The organism is Pseudomonas baetica (genome assembly GCF_051216495.1).
GTDB classification, from domain to species: domain Bacteria; phylum Pseudomonadota; class Gammaproteobacteria; order Pseudomonadales; family Pseudomonadaceae; genus Aquipseudomonas; species Aquipseudomonas baetica_B.
Window position 1 is genome coordinate 62,173 of the sequence record NZ_JBPKAM010000018.1, and the last position, 14,847, is coordinate 77,019.

Consider the following 14,847-nt stretch of genomic DNA (forward strand, 5'->3'; position numbering starts at 1 on the left):
AAATCATGTCCGACATACTCTGGAAACCCAGCACCGAACGCATCGCCAAAACCCGCATGGAAGCCTTCCGGCGCTTCATCATCAAGCGGCATCACGTGCACCTGGACGACTACCCTGCCCTGCACCAATGGTCCATCGATCAGCGCGAGGACTTCTGGCAGGCGATCGTCGACTTTTTCGATATCCGCTTCCATCAGCAACCCGATGCGGTGTTGGTGGAAGGCCCACAGATGCCCAGCGCCCAGTGGTTCCCCGGTGCAACCCTGAACTTCGCCGAGCACTTGCTGCAGCGCAGCGACGATGCCGTTGCGGTGGTGGCCGTGGCTGAAAACGGCCAGCGCGAACACTTGACCTGGGCTGAGCTGGCAGAGCATGTCGCCGGATTTCAAAACGGACTCGTGGCCGCCGGTGTCGGCCTCGGCGACCGGGTCGCCGCGTGCATGCCAAACACCTGGCAAACCCTGGTGGCCATGCTCGCCACCACCAGCCTCGGGGCGATCTGGTCCTGCTCGTCGCCGGACTTCGGCACCCAAGGGGTGATCGACCGTTTCGGCCAGATCGAACCGAAAGTGCTGATCACCTGCGCCGGCTACCGCTACGCCGGAAAAGAGATCGACCAGACCACCAAGGTCAACGAAATCCTCGAGCGCCTGCCGTCGTTGCAACAGTTGATCATCGTGCCTTACGCACGACCCGAGGCGCGCATCGAAGACTTCCATTCTCATACCTCTGCCAACGTCACGCTCTGGGACGACTTCTATTTCCCTGGCGGCGAGCCGGACTTCGTCGCCGTGCCCTTCGACCATCCGCTGTACATCCTCTACTCCAGCGGCACCACCGGCGTGCCCAAATGCATCATCCACAGCACTGGAGGCGTGCTGCTGCAACACGTCAAGGAACACGGCCTGCATGGCGACCTTGGCCCCGGCGAGCGCCTGTTCTACTACACCACCTGCGGCTGGATGATGTGGAACTGGCTAGTCTCGGCCCTGGCGGTGGGCAGCTCGGTGGTGCTGTATGACGGCTCGCCTTTCCAACCCGATCCGCAACGTTTGATCGACCTGATCGACGACGAGGGCATCAGCGTCTTCGGCACCAGCCCCAAGTTTCTCGCAACGCTGCAAAGCAGTGGCGTGAAGCCAAGGCAAAGCCATGACCTGAGCAGCCTGAAAACCCTGCTCTGCACAGGTTCCGCGCTTTCACCGCAGAGCTACGACTACGTCTACCGCGACCTCAAGGCGGATGTGTGCCTGGCCTCGATGTCGGGCGGCACCGATATCGTGTCCTGTTTTGTGAATGGCAATCCGTGGCAACCGGTGCGCCGTGGCGAAATTCAGGGCAAAAGCCTGGGCATGGCCGTCGAGGTATGGAACGACAACGGTCAGCCGGTGATTGGCGAAAAAGGCGAGTTGGTGTGCACCCGGCACTTCCCGGCGATGCCCATTGGCCTGTGGCACGACCCCGACGGGGAAAAGCTGCGGGCTTCATATTTCAGCCAGTTTCCCGGCGTCTGGGCCCAGGGTGATTACGCCGAAGAGCTGCCACATGGCGGGATGATGATCCACGGGCGTTCCGATGCGGTGCTCAATCCCGGCGGCGTGCGCATCGGCACCGCAGAGATCTATCGGCAGGTGGAAAAAGTCTCGGAGGTGCTCGACAGCGTGGCCATCGGTCAGCAATGGCAGGACGATGTGCGCGTGGTGCTGTTCGTGCGTTTGCGCGATGGCGTGGTGCTGGATGATGCGTTGCAACAGAGAGTTCGCGAGGTCATTCGTGCCAACACCACGCCGCGCCATGTGCCGGCGAAGATTGTTGCGGTGACGGATATTCCCCGGACCATCAGCGGCAAAATCGTCGAGTTGGCGGTGCGCAATGTGGTGCATGGGCAGAAGGTGAAGAACACCGATGCGCTGGCCAATCCTGAGGCGCTTGATCAATTCCGGAACCGCCCAGAACTCCAGAATTGAAATGGAGATTACCTGTGGGAGCGAGCCTGCTCGCGAAAGCGGTATGTCAGTCGAATTTGATGTGCCTGACACGACGCCTTCGCGAGCAGGCTCGCTCCCACAAGGGATTGTGTGTCAGTCCATGAGGCCCCAGTCACCCGGCGAAACCTCAGCATGCAGTTTCAGCCGCAACCGCAAATTATTCACCGAATCCGCATGCTTCAATGCCTCGTCCTCATTGATCGCCCCCTCCACCACCAGCTCGAATAATGCTCCATCGAACGTCTGCATCCCCAGCGCTGCGGACTTCTCCATCACCCCCTTGAGCTCGGACAGCTCATTGCGGCGGATCAGGTCGCCAATGGTCGGCGTGCCCAGCATCAACTCCACGGCCACCCGGCGCTGACCGTCACCGGTCCTTACCAGGCGCTGGGAAACGAACGCCTTGAGGTTATTGCCCAGATCGTTGAGCAGTTGTCCCCGGCGCTCCTCGGGGAAGAAGTTGATGATGCGGTCCAGCGCCTGGTTGGCGTTGTGCGCATGCAGCGTGGAGATCACCAGATGCCCGGTATCGGCGAATGCCAGCGCGTGTTCCATGGTTTCTCGGTCACGGATTTCGCCGATCAGCACCACATCCGGGGCCTGGCGCAGGGTGTTTTTCAAGGCGGTATGGAAACTGCGGGTATCGACGCCGACTTCACGCTGGTTGATGATCGATTTCTTGTGCCGATGGATATACTCGATCGGGTCTTCGATGGTGACGATATGACCTTGGCTATGACGATTGCGGTAATCAATCAACGCCGCGAGCGATGTCGACTTGCCCGAGTCGGTGACGCCGACGAACAGCATCAGCCCTTGCTTGAGCATGACCGTTTCAAGCAGCACCGCCGGTAATTTGAGGTCTTCGAAGCGCGGAATGTCCAGCTTGACGTTGCGCACTACCATGGACACATCGTTACGCTGTTTGAAGATATTGACTCGAAAGCGACCGATCCCCGCCAGGGAGATCGCCAGGTTCATTTCCAGTTCCCGGTCGAACTCCAGCCGCTGTTCGGCGTCCATGATGGACGCGGCAATCGCCGCAATGTCCCCCGGCTTGAAGGCTTGGTCAGCCAGAGGTGTAATCACGCCGTCGAACCGTGCGCTGGGTCGCGCTCCGGTGGATAGATACAGATCGGAGCCATCCTGGCTGGCCAGGCGTTTTAACAACGCATCGATTTCCATGGCAAAAAGCACCTGCGAAGCCTTCAATTGACAGAAAATGCCCCATACGGGGTCAAAGCCGTGACCGCTGAGCAAGCATAGTAGACACCGCCACACCGACTTATGTGCAGGACACCTTGATGAATGCATCACCAACCGGCAGCGATGCCCAGGCCTTGATTGCCCGATTGGACTGGGCGAACAGTCCGCTGGGCGAAGCCAGCATTTGGCCGCAGAGCTTGCGGACCGCCGTGGACATCGTGATTCATTCGCCGATGCCGATGCTGTTGCTCTGGGGACCACAGCTGACCCAAATCTATAACGACGGCTTCGCTCTGCTCGCCGGGAGCAAGCACCCGCACGCTTTCGGACAACCGACACACCAAATCTGGCCAGAACTGAAAGACTTTACCGACCCGATTTACAGCGCCGTCCTACAAGGCCAAGTGCGGACCTACAGCGAGCAGCGCTTTACCCTGCAACGCGATGGTAAGGATTCCGACTTCTGGCTCGACCTGACCTACAGCCCGATCCGTGACGAAAATGCCGAGGTCGCCGGCATCCTGGTCACTGCCATCGAAACCAACGAACGCCGGCGCATCGCGCTCGAACTGGAACAACGCTCGGCCGCCAGCCTCAAGGCACAACAGGAAACCGAAGAGCGCCTGCAGCTTGCGCTCGCCGCCACCGACGCGGTAGGCACCTGGGACTGGGATATCAGCGAGGACAGGTTCATCGCCGACGCGCGTTTTGCCCAGTTGCACGGCATCGATCCAGCCATGGCGGGGCAATTGCCAATCAGCGCTTATCTGCACGGTGTCCACCCGCAGGACCGTGCCCTGATCGCCCGCAGCATCAAGCACTGCATCAATGAAGGCACCGAATACGCCGAGGAATATCGCCTGTTGCAACCCGACGGCCAGCTGCGCTGGGTGTTTGCTCGCGGACGTTGCTACAAGGACCATCACGGTCGGCCGATTCGATTCCTCGGCGCAGCCCTGGACCTGACCGAACGCAAAAACACCGAGCAGGCCCTGCGCCAGAGCCAGACCGAATTGCAGCTGATCATCAACGCCATGCCGATCCTGATCAGTTACGTCGACCGCGAAGAACGCTTTCGCCTGAACAACTCCGCGTATCTGGACTGGTATGGCCTGACACCCCAGGAGCTTTACGGCAAGACCGTGCGCGAGGTATTGGGCGATGAGGCCTACGCCTTGCGCGCCGAGTACATTGCCCAGGCCCTGTCGGGCAAGCCCTGCTGTTTCAGCATCAACACCCCACACCGTGACGGTAGCATCCGTCACGCACTGATGAATTATCTGCCGCGCCACGGTGCGGACGGCGCAGTGAACGGTTTCTACATCTTTGTGATCGACGAAACCGAGCGCAAACAGACCGAAGAAGCCCTGCGCAACCTCAACGAAACACTTGAGGAGCGCGTCGCCGCCCGTACCCAGCAGCTGGCCGAAACCAACCAGCGCCTGCAAAACGAGATGTTCGAGCGCGAGCGCGCCGAAGACGCCTTGCGCCATGCGCAGAAAATGGAAGCGGTCGGCCAGCTCACCGGCGGTATCGCCCATGACTTCAACAACATGCTCACCGGGATCATCGGCAGCCTCGACCTGATGCAGCGCTACATCGCCGACGGTCGCACGGCGGAAATCACCCGCTTTACCGAAGCGGCCGTTTCCTCGGCCAACCGCGCCGCAGCCCTGACCCATCGCTTGCTGGCGTTCTCCCGGCGTCAATCGTTGGACCGCAAGCCGCTCGACGCCAACGATCTGGTCCATTCGCTGGAAGAGCTGTTCAGCCGCACCAAGGGCGACCACATCGAACTCAAGCTGCAACTGGCCGAGGATGCCTGGCCGGTCAGCACCGATGTCAGCCAATTGGAAAATGCCCTGCTCAACCTGGTGATCAACGCCCGGGATGCCATGCCCGATGGTGGTGAGCTGCGTATCGAAACCGCCAACGTGTACCTCGACGGCAGTGACATCAACATCCTGGAGCCGGTCAAGGCCGGGGATTACCTGATGATTGCCGTCAGTGACAACGGTACCGGCATGACGCCCAAGGTATTGGCCAAGGCCTTCGACCCGTTTTTCACCACCAAACCCATCGGCCAGGGCACGGGGCTTGGGTTGTCGATGATTTATGGCTTTGCCCAGCAATCGGGCGGTCACGTCAGCCTGTTCAGCATGCCGGGCCAGGGCACCAGCGTGCGTCTGTACCTGCCGCGCCTGCACGAAGTGGAACAAATCGATGTGCTGTCACCGGTGATCGGCGAGGCGCCGCCGGCGATTGCCGGGGAGACCGTGGTGCTGGTAGAGGATGATCCGGCGGTGCGCATGCTGGTGTTGGACCTGCTCAGGGAGCTGGGCTATCGCGCCCATGAAGCCGAAGATGCGAAAACCGCCCTGCCCTTGCTCGAATCCAATCTGCGGGTCGATCTGCTGGTCACCGATGTTGGCCTTCCGGGCATGAATGGCCGACAACTGGCGGAGATCGCCCGCCAGCATCGTCCGCAGTTGAAAGTACTGTTCATGACCGGTTACGCGCAGATGGCCGCCGAACGCCAGGGTTTCCTTGAAGAAGGCATGGACATGGTGGCCAAACCGTTCTCCATCGATTTGTTGGCCAACAAGATTCGCACGATGATCAGCCAACCCGAGTGAGTTAGGGCATAATCGCGCCCCGCTGTCGCCACCGTTTTATTGTTTGAAGGTACCTGCCCCATGAAAGCTCAAGCCCGCCACATTCTGGTGAAGACCGCCGAAGAAGCCGAGCAGCTCAAACAACGCATCGCCAAGGGCGAAGCCTTCGACGTGCTGGCCAAGAAATACTCCACCTGCCCGTCGGGCAAACGCGGCGGTGATCTGGGTGAGGTGCGGCCGGGGCAGATGGTCGGGGCGATCGATGCGGTGATCTTCAAAAAACCGTTGCGGGTGGTGCATGGGCCGATCAAGAGCAAATTCGGGTATCACCTGGTGCAGGTATTTTTCCGGGATTGATCGGTTGGCCTAAGGGCCTCATCGCTGGCAAGCCAGCTCCCACAGGATCTGTGTCATCGCTATCTTTTATGGCAACTTGAAATCCCTGTGGGAGCTGGCTTGCCGGCGATCCGATGGCGCAGCCAGCGGCCATCCAACACTTACCTTGGAATCAGTGCCCCCGGCACCTGAATTACCCGACTCGCCAACCGATGCCCCGCCTCGGCGGCTTCCAGAGGGCTGCCACCCTTGAGCCGACGGGCCAGGTACGCCGCGCTGAACGAATCCCCCGCCGCCGTGGTGTCCACCACTCGCTCGACTTTCTGCGCCGGCACTTCGAATGACTCGCCGTCACAACGAATCAAGCAGGCCTCGGCGCCGCGCTTGAGCACCACTTCCGGTGTGCCGATCTGCTCGTACGCGGCAAACACCGCTTCGCAGTCGGAAAAATGGAACAGTGCCTGTTCGTCATCCACGGTCAGCAACGCCATATCGACATAGGGCAGCACGCTGCGATAGGCCGCTCGCGCCTCCTCGACCGAGGCCCACAGGCGAGGCCGGTAGTTGTTGTCGAAGACGATTCGCGCGTCGCGCTGCCGGGCCTCGATCAGGGTTTCCAGCAATCTTTCCCGACCTTTTACACCCAATACCGCCAGGGTGATGCCGCTGAAATACAGCACGTCGTAATCCGGCAGCGCCGCCAGGATCGGTTCGGCGGCAGGCGTGGTGAAGCAATCGCGTACCGCCGCTTCATTGCGCCAGTAGAGAAAACGCCGTTCGCCGGCGGCGTCAGTCTGGATGCAGTACAGCCCCGGCAGGCGGCCCGGCAAGCGCTGGACCATGCCCAGGCCGATGTTCTCGGCGGCCCAGCTCTGACACATGGCGTCGCTGAAACTGTCATCGCCCAGGGCGGTGACGTAGTCCACGGTGCCGGCGGTGCCCAACTCACGGGACAGGTAGACCGCAGTGTTCAAGGTGTCGCCACCGAAGCTCTGTTGCAAGCTGCCGTCGGCGCGGTGCTGCAACTCGATCATGCATTCGCCGATCAGGGCGATGCGCGGGGTGTTGGGGGCCAGGGTGTTGAGGGTGTTCATGGGTGTGGGGTCTCTGGTGTTTCTTTGTTGTCTGGGCGGTCGTCTTCGCGAGCAGGCTCGCTCCCACAAGGAGCTAGCCGGGTTAGCCGTTAAAGGTCAGCCAGGGTCGACACCAGAATCGCCTTGATGGTGTGCATGCGGTTTTCCGCTTGCTCGAAGGCGATGCAGGCTGGCGACTCGAACACGTCATCGGTCACTTCGATGCCGTTCTTCAGGTGCGGGTACTGCTCGGCAATCTGTTTGCCGACCTTGGTTTCGCTGTTGTGGAAGGCCGGCAGGCAGTGCATGAACTTGGTGCGCGGGTTGCCGCTGGCTTTCATCAGTTCGGCGTTGACCTGGTATGGCAGCAATTGCTGGATGCGTTCGGCCCAGGCTTCGACGGGTTCGCCCATCGACACCCAAACGTCGGTGTGGATGAAGTCTACGCCCTTGACCGCAGCTTTCGGGTCTTCGGTCAGGGTGATGCGAGCACCGCTTTCTTCACCGTATTTTTTGCAGCGAGCCACCAGATCATCCGCCGGCCACAGGGCTTTCGGCGCACAGATGCGCACGTCCATGCCCAGCTTGGCGCCGACCAGCAACAACGAGTTGCCCATGTTATTGCGCGCGTCGCCAAGGTAGGCGTAGCTGATCTCGTGGACCGGTTTGTCGGCGTGTTCGCGCATGGTCAGCACGTCGGCGATCATTTGCGTGGGGTGGTATTCATCGGTCAGGCCGTTGAACACCGGGACGCCGGCAAACTTGGCCAGTTCCTCGACGATTTCCTGCTTGAAGCCACGGTATTCGATGGCGTCGTACATGCGCCCCAGCACGCGGGCGGTGTCCTTCATGCTTTCCTTGTGGCCGATCTGCGAGGAGTTCGGGTCGATGTAGGTGACGTTAGCCCCTTGGTCATAGGCCGCGACTTCGAAGGCGCAACGGGTGCGGGTCGAAGTTTTTTCAAAGATCAGGGCGATGTTGTTGCCCTTGAGGTGCTGTTGTTCGGTGCCGGTGTACTTGGCGCGTTTAAGGTCGCGGGACAGGTCGAGCAGATAACGCAATTCGCGAGCAGTGTGGTGTTCCAGGCTCAGCAGATTGCGGTTATGAATATTGAACGCCATTTTGGATCTCCTAAGATTTTGGCCAGGCCGCGCCTCCCGTGGGACGGCGCGACCGAAGATTGATGGGTTAGTAGTCGATCGGATCGCGGACGATCGGGCAGGTCATGCAGTGGCCGCCGCCACGGCCGCGGCCGAGCTCACCGGCACTGATGGTGATGACTTCCACACCGGCCTTGCGCAGCAGGGTGTTGGTGTAGGTGTTGCGGTCGTAGCCGATGACCACGCCGGGTTCCACGGCCACCACGTTGTTGCCGTCGTCCCACTGTTCGCGTTCGGCGGCGAAGGCGTTACCGCCGGTTTGCACTACGCGCAGCTCTTTGAGATTGAGGGCCTTGGCCACGACGTCGAGGAAGTGACCTTCTTCGCGGCGGATGTCGATGCCGTCTGGTTTGCTTTCGTCCGGGCGCAGGGTGAAGCCGACGATCTGGTTCACCACTTCCGGGAAGACGGTCACCAGATCGCGGTCGCAGAAGCTGAACACGGTATCCAAGTGCATCGCCGCGCGGGATTTCGGCAGGCCGGCCACCACGACTTTTTCCACGGCCTTGTTCTTGAACAGGTTGATTGCCAGCTGGGCAATGGCCTGGCGGGACGAGCGTTCGCCCATGCCGATCAGAACCACGCCGTTACCGATCGGCATCACGTCGCCGCCTTCGAGGGTAGAAGCTCCGTGATCCTTGTCCGGGTCGCCGTACCAGATCTGGAAGTCGGCGTTGGTGAATTGCGGGTGGAATTTGTAGATGGCGGTGGTCAGCAGGGTTTCCTGACGGCGCGCCGGCCAGTACATCGGGTTGAGCGTCACACCGCCGTAGATCCAGCAGGTGGTGTCGCGGGTGAACTGGGTGTTGGGCAGGGGTGGCAGCAAGAAGCTGGAGTGTCCCAGGAAGTCGCGGAACATCTGGATGGCCTTGCCGCCGAAAGAGTCCGGCAGGTCATCGCCCGAGACACCGCCAATCAGGAACTCGGCGATGTGGCGGGGTTCCAGGCTGCGCAGCCAGGAGTTCAATTCGTTGATCAGGCCCACCCCGACGGTATCAGGGGTGATCTTGCGCGAAAGAATCCAGTCGAGCGCTTCGGGAATGGCGACTATGTCGGTCAGCAGGTTGTGCATTTCAAGCACTTCGATCCCGCGTTCACGCATCTTGGTGACGAAATCGAAATGGTCGCGCTTGGCCTGGGCCACCCACAGCACATCATCGAAAAGCAATTCGTCGCAGTTGTTCGGGGTCAGCCGCTGATGGGCCAGGCCGGGGGAGCAAACCATGACTTTGCGCAGTTTGCCGGCTTCGGAATGAACGCCGTACTTAACTTTTTCCGTGGTCATTTCTGTGTTCCTCCAGTTAACGAATCATTCAGGTCTTATAACGTCAGGAAGCCGTCATACAGCCCATAGGCCGCCACCACGGCGCCTACGACTACCGCTGCAAAAATCAGCTTCTCGATGTTGGTGAAAACCGGTTTTTTAAGTTCCATCTTGGCCTTGGCGAACAGGATCACGCCGGGGGCATAGAGCAGGGCGGACAGCAGCAGGTACTTCATGCCGCCGGCATAGATCAGCCAGATCGCGTAGATCAGGGCAATGGCACCGATCAACAGATCCTTGCCGCGATCGCCCCCGTCGTTCTCATAACTCTCGCCTCGTACCGCCAGCAGCAGCGCATACGCCGCCGACCACAGGTATGGCACCAGGATCATCGAGGTGGCGAGGTAGATCAGCGACAGATAAGTACTGGCCGAAAACAAGGTGATGATCAGGAACAGCTGCACCATCGCGTTGGTCAGCCACAGGGCGTTGACCGGCACGTGGTTGGCGTTTTCCTTGCGCAGGAACTCCGGCATGGTGTGGTCCTTGGCCGCGGCGAACATGATCTCCGCGCACAGCAGCACCCACGACAGCAGGGCCCCCAACAGCGAGATGATCAGACCGACGCTGATCAGCACCGCGCCCCAGTGTCCGACCACGTGTTCCAGCACCGCAGCCATCGACGGGTTCTGCAGTTTCGCCAGTTCCGGTTGGGTCATGATGCCCAGCGACAGCACGTTCACCAGCACCAGGAACAGCAGCACGGTGATGAAACCGATCACGGTGGCCTTACCGACATCGCTGCGTTTTTCCGCGCGGGCCGAGAAGATGCTCGCGCCTTCGATACCGATGAACACCCACACGGTGACCAGCATCATTTTGCGCACTTGGTTCATCACGCTGCCCAGGTCCGGGTTTTTCACGCCCCAGATGTCAGCGGTGAAGATCTCCAGCTTGAAGGCGAAAATCGCGATCAGCACGAACAGCAGCAGCGGAACGATCTTGGCGACCGTGGTCACCAGGTTGATGAACGCCGCTTCCTTGATCCCCCGCAGCACGAGGAAATGCACACCCCAGAGCAAGACCGAGGCGCCGATGATGGCGGCCACCGTGTTGCCTTCTCCGAAAATCGGGAAAAAGTAGCCAAGAGTGCTGAACAACAGGACGAAATAGCCCACGTTGCCCAGCCAGGCGCTGATCCAGTAACCCCAGGCGGATGAGAAACCCATGTAGTCGCCGAACCCGGCCTTGGCGTAGGCATACACCCCGCCGTCCAGATCGGGTTTGCGATTGGCCAGGGTCTGGAAGACGAAGGCCAGGGTCAACATGCCCACCGCGGTGATCGCCCAACCGATCAATACCGCGCCTACGTCGGCACTGGCGGCCATGTTCTGTGGCAAAGAAAAAATCCCGCCACCGATCATGGAACCGACAACCAACGCTACCAGTGCGCCGAGCCGTAATTTTCCGGGGGTATCAGACATTGTGTGCCTCCATTGCGGGAAAAGAGAGAAAACAGCTTAGTTTTCTTCGCTAATCAAAACCTGACTTGGATCAATGCTGGGTCGCCAAGATTTTCCAATTAATCTCAATTTGAAAAAATGAGGCCGATTTATATCAATGACCGGGAAAGCCTCTTTCCAGAGGGCTCGGCCAATGATAGATAAAGCAATCGGGGTCCTTTGAAGTTTAGACGCTAGTTCGTTTTTCTGTTTTGTAAAGTTCCAATGGCTATATTTGCGTTTTCAAGGCTTACCAACAAATTCGCTATTTACATCGGGTGTACTAGAGTGATTAGGTATAAAAAAATCACCATTCACCCAGCATCGGTTAATAAACGTTATTACGCTTAGCTTGTTTAGCTTAAATCCAATGATGTGACGGTCTCGCGACGATGACCGCACCGGCAGGGAGACGCAGGAATGTCGCAACCGACGCAAAAGCTTCGCTTGAGTGCGCTGATTGCCCTGGTGGTTGGGTCGATGATTGGAGGTGGGATCTTCTCTTTGCCGCAGAACATGGCGGAACGCGCTGATGCCGGGGCGGTGCTGATCGGTTGGGCGATCACCGCGGTGGGCATGCTGACCCTGGCTTTCGTCTTTCAGACCCTGGCCAATCGCAAGCCGGAACTCAATTCCGGGGTGTATGCCTACGCCAAGGCCGGGTTCGGCGATTACATGGGTTTTTCCTCGGCCTGGGGCTACTGGATCAGCGCCTGGCTGGGCAACGTCGGGTATTTCGTCCTGCTGTTCAGTACCCTCGGCTATTTCTTTCCGGTGTTCGGTCAGGGCAACACGCCGATTGCCATCGGTTGCGCCTCGATCCTGCTGTGGGCCGTGCATTTTCTGGTATTGCGCGGGATCAAGGAGGCAGCCTTCATCAATCAGCTGACCACCGTGGCGAAGGTCGTACCGCTGATCATGTTCATCGTCATCGCCGCCGTGGCTTTCAAGGCCGACATCTTCACCCGCGACATCTGGGGTCACAGCAACCCGAATTTCGGCAGCGTGATGGACCAGGTGCGCAACATGATGCTGGTGACCGTGTTCGTGTTCATCGGCATCGAAGGCGCCAGCGTCTATTCGGCACGGGCGGAGAAACGCTCGGACGTCGGGAGGGCGACGGTCATCGGTTTTATCGGCGTGCTGGCGTTGCTGGTGCTGGTCAACGTGTTGTCCCTGGGCATCATGAGCCAGCCGGAGTTGGCCGGCTTGCAGAACCCGTCGCTGGCCGCCGTGCTGGAGCATATCGTCGGACCCTGGGGGGCGTTGCTGATTAGCGTCGGTCTGACTATTTCACTGCTCGGCGCCTTGTTGTCCTGGGCGCTGTTGTGCGCCGAGATCCTCTTCGCCACGGCCAAGGACAAAACCATGCCGGCCTTCCTGACCCGGGAAAACGCCAACCATGTGCCGGTCAACGCGCTGTGGCTGACCAACATCATGATCCAGGGTTTCCTGTTGATCACACTGTTTTCCGCCAGTACGTACACCAGCCTGATCTACCTGGCGTCTTCGATGATCCTGGTGCCGTACCTGTGGTCGGCGGCGTACGCGGTGCTGTTGAGCGGGCGCGGCGAAACCTACGAAAACGCCTCGACCGAGCGCACCAAGGACTTGTTGATTGGTGCCATCGCACTGATTTACGCCACCTGGCTGTTGTACGCCGGTGGGGTCAAGTACCTGTTGCTGTCGGCGCTGCTCTACGCCCCCGGGGTGATTCTGTTCGCCAAGGCCAAGCATGAGCAGGGCCTGCCGTTGTTCACCACCGTCGAAAAAGCGATTTTTACCGGCGTGATCATCGGCGCCGGATTGGCAGCCTATGGCTTGTACAGCGGGGTGCTGTCGCTGTGAGTGTTGCTGCCGACAAGGCGGTCATTGCGTTTCAAACTACACTCAATTTTTGCTGGATGACCCACTATTGAACATCACACAGGCCTGGATCTGCCGAGGTTGGACGCATGCAAAGCATGGGTGAGGAAAAGTCGAGACGTGTGCTTGATCCTGTCGACCGTGTCACCGAGGTCATCTTCGGCCTGCTGATGGCGATGACGTTTACCGGAACGGTCAGCGTAGTCACCTCCGATCAGGAGGCGGAGCGAGTGATGATGTTGGCCGCACTCGGCTGCAACCTCGCCTGGGGCCTGGCCGATGCGGTGATGTATCTGCTGCGGACCGTGATCGAGCGCACGCGCAATCGCAATCTGCTGGCGAACCTGTGCGGCGGTGCGGACGCTGCCACCGGGCAGGCGCTCGTTGCCGATGCGCTGCCGCCACGCCTGGCGGCAGCGGCCGGTAGCGATGGTTTGGAGTTGCTGCGCCGGCGCCTGATCGATGCACCTGACAAGACCACGCCACCACGCCTGTGCCTGGAAGATTTCAAGGGCGCACTCGGGGTGTTTCTGCTGGTGGTGGCCTCCACATTCCCGCTGGTGGTGCCGTTTCTGTTGCTCGAACAAACCATGCTGGCGGTGCGCATCTCCAACCTGATCGGGCTCGGCGTGCTGTTCATTGCCGGCTGGATGCTTGCGCGTTACGCCGGTGCGAAACCTTGGCAGGGCGCGATTGCGCTGACCATTACCGGGGCGCTGTTGATCGCCGCCATCATAGCCCTCGGGGGATAGGCCGCCATTCTGCTTTCAGAACCCTGCAGCATCATCTTTCGTGAGGAGTTGAACATGGCAAAAGAAAAAAAGGGCGCCAGCAAGCGTCAGTCCGCAGACAGCGAGAAGCTCGGCAACAAGGATTATCTGGAACAGTTGCGCGTGCTTCACGTTGAACTGGTGAAGTTGCAGGAGTGGGTCAAGCACGAGGGCATCAAGGTCTGTATCGTCTTCGAGGGACGCGACGGTGCGGGCAAGGGCGGGACGATCAAAGCGTTGACCGAACGAGTCAGCCCACGGGTCTTCCGTGTGGTGGCGCTGCCTGCGCCAACCGATCGCGAGAAGAGCCAGATGTACATGCAACGCTACCTGCCGCACCTGCCGGCGGCCGGCGAAGTGGTGATCTTCGACCGCAGTTGGTACAACCGCGCAGGGGTAGAGCGCGTGATGGGGTTCTGTAGCAAGGAGCAGGTCGAGAAGTTCCTCAAGGCCGTGCCGCTGTTGGAGCGCGCCATTGTCGACTCGGGGGTCATCCTGCTCAAGTACTGGCTGGAGGTCAGCCCGGAGGAACAAACGCGCAGGCTCGAGGGGCGCATCAAGGATGGGCGCAAGATCTGGAAGCTGTCACCGATGGACCTCAAGTCTTACAACCGCTGGTATGACTATTCGCGCGCACGGGACGATATGTTCCAGGCGACCGACACCGAGTACGGGCCATGGCTGGTGGCCGATTCGAATGACAAGCGCCGCGCCCGTCTTAACATCATCTCTGACATGCTCAGCCGCATCCCTTACAAAGAGGTGCCCCGCGACAAGGTGGTATTGCCCAAGCGGCAGAAACCCGGTGGCTATCGCGAACCGGATTATCCGTACAGGCGTATACCCCAGAAGTTTTGAGGGTTCGGTGTCGGGTGATTTCGCTCGGCAGATCTTTGTGGCGAGGTAATGTTGTTCGGTGTGCATATCCGTTTCTTCGGTAATGGCCACTGGCGGTTCCGCTCTTACAGCGGGTTACTTGGAAGAGCCTGTAGGAGCGAGCCTGCTCGCGATAAACGTCCAGACAACGCGATCATCCAGGCAGGGCGCGTTATCGTTGACGTCCATCG

At 59.8% G+C, this 14,847-nt stretch carries 11 protein-coding genes; 6 read left to right on the forward strand and 5 right to left on the reverse strand.

Going from position 1 to position 14,847, the window contains the following annotated elements:
• Window positions 1–5 precede the first annotated feature (5 nt).
• A complete protein-coding gene (locus tag ACSFE6_RS09535; RefSeq protein ID WP_435427361.1) occupies window positions 6–1,967 on the forward strand; it encodes an acetoacetate--CoA ligase in 1,962 nt (653 codons plus the stop codon).
• Window positions 1,968–2,081: 114 nt separating this feature from the next.
• Here ACSFE6_RS09535 and ACSFE6_RS09540 read toward each other — a convergent pair whose 3' ends face one another.
• Window positions 2,082–3,173, reverse strand: coding sequence for a PilT/PilU family type 4a pilus ATPase (locus ACSFE6_RS09540; RefSeq protein ID WP_435427362.1), 1,092 nt, complete (start codon window positions 3,171–3,173; stop codon window positions 2,082–2,084).
• A gap of 119 nt (window positions 3,174–3,292) precedes the next feature.
• Between ACSFE6_RS09540 and ACSFE6_RS09545 the strand changes: the two genes are divergently transcribed.
• Entirely contained in the window at window positions 3,293–5,830 is a 2,538-nt protein-coding gene (locus tag ACSFE6_RS09545; RefSeq protein ID WP_435427363.1) for a PAS domain-containing protein, read from the forward strand.
• A gap of 60 nt (window positions 5,831–5,890) precedes the next feature.
• Window positions 5,891–6,166: a peptidylprolyl isomerase gene (locus tag ACSFE6_RS09550; protein ID WP_110963242.1), complete on the forward strand. Its 276-nt coding sequence runs from the start codon at window positions 5,891–5,893 to the stop codon at window positions 6,164–6,166.
• A 140-nt stretch (window positions 6,167–6,306) separates the two neighbouring features.
• On the opposite strand, the gene ACSFE6_RS09555 is transcribed toward ACSFE6_RS09550, so the two are convergent.
• From ACSFE6_RS09555 to arcD (ACSFE6_RS09570), 4 genes are all read right to left on the reverse strand, one after another.
• Complete coding sequence (locus ACSFE6_RS09555; protein ID WP_435427364.1) at window positions 6,307–7,239, reverse strand: sugar kinase; 933 nt, start codon at window positions 7,237–7,239, stop codon at window positions 6,307–6,309.
• Between the two features lie 89 nt (window positions 7,240–7,328).
• Window positions 7,329–8,339: an ornithine carbamoyltransferase gene (locus tag ACSFE6_RS09560; protein ID WP_435427365.1), complete on the reverse strand. Its 1,011-nt coding sequence runs from the start codon at window positions 8,337–8,339 to the stop codon at window positions 7,329–7,331.
• A 67-nt stretch (window positions 8,340–8,406) separates the two neighbouring features.
• Complete coding sequence (gene arcA / locus ACSFE6_RS09565; protein WP_435427366.1) at window positions 8,407–9,663, reverse strand: arginine deiminase; 1,257 nt, start codon at window positions 9,661–9,663, stop codon at window positions 8,407–8,409.
• 35 nt (window positions 9,664–9,698) lie between these two features.
• Window positions 9,699–11,126 carry an arginine-ornithine antiporter gene (gene arcD, locus ACSFE6_RS09570; protein ID WP_435427367.1) on the reverse strand — a complete coding sequence of 476 codons (1,428 nt, stop codon included), beginning with the start codon at window positions 11,124–11,126 and terminating at the stop codon, window positions 9,699–9,701.
• Window positions 11,127–11,564: 438 nt separating this feature from the next.
• On the opposite strand from arcD (ACSFE6_RS09570), the gene arcD (ACSFE6_RS09575) reads away from it, so the two are divergent.
• From arcD (ACSFE6_RS09575) to ppk2, 3 genes are all read left to right on the forward strand, one after another.
• Window positions 11,565–12,992 carry an arginine-ornithine antiporter gene (gene arcD, locus ACSFE6_RS09575; protein ID WP_435427368.1) on the forward strand — a complete coding sequence of 476 codons (1,428 nt, stop codon included), beginning with the start codon at window positions 11,565–11,567 and terminating at the stop codon, window positions 12,990–12,992.
• Window positions 12,993–13,099: 107 nt separating this feature from the next.
• The gene (locus ACSFE6_RS09580; protein ID WP_435427369.1) at window positions 13,100–13,762 is read left to right on the forward strand and encodes a hypothetical protein; all 663 of its coding nucleotides are present in this window, start codon (window positions 13,100–13,102) and stop codon (window positions 13,760–13,762) included.
• A 54-nt stretch (window positions 13,763–13,816) separates the two neighbouring features.
• On the forward strand, window positions 13,817–14,638 hold the full coding sequence (ppk2, locus tag ACSFE6_RS09585; protein WP_435427370.1) for a polyphosphate kinase 2: 822 nt from the start codon (window positions 13,817–13,819) through the stop codon (window positions 14,636–14,638).
• The last annotated feature ends 209 nt before the right edge of the window (window positions 14,639–14,847 follow it).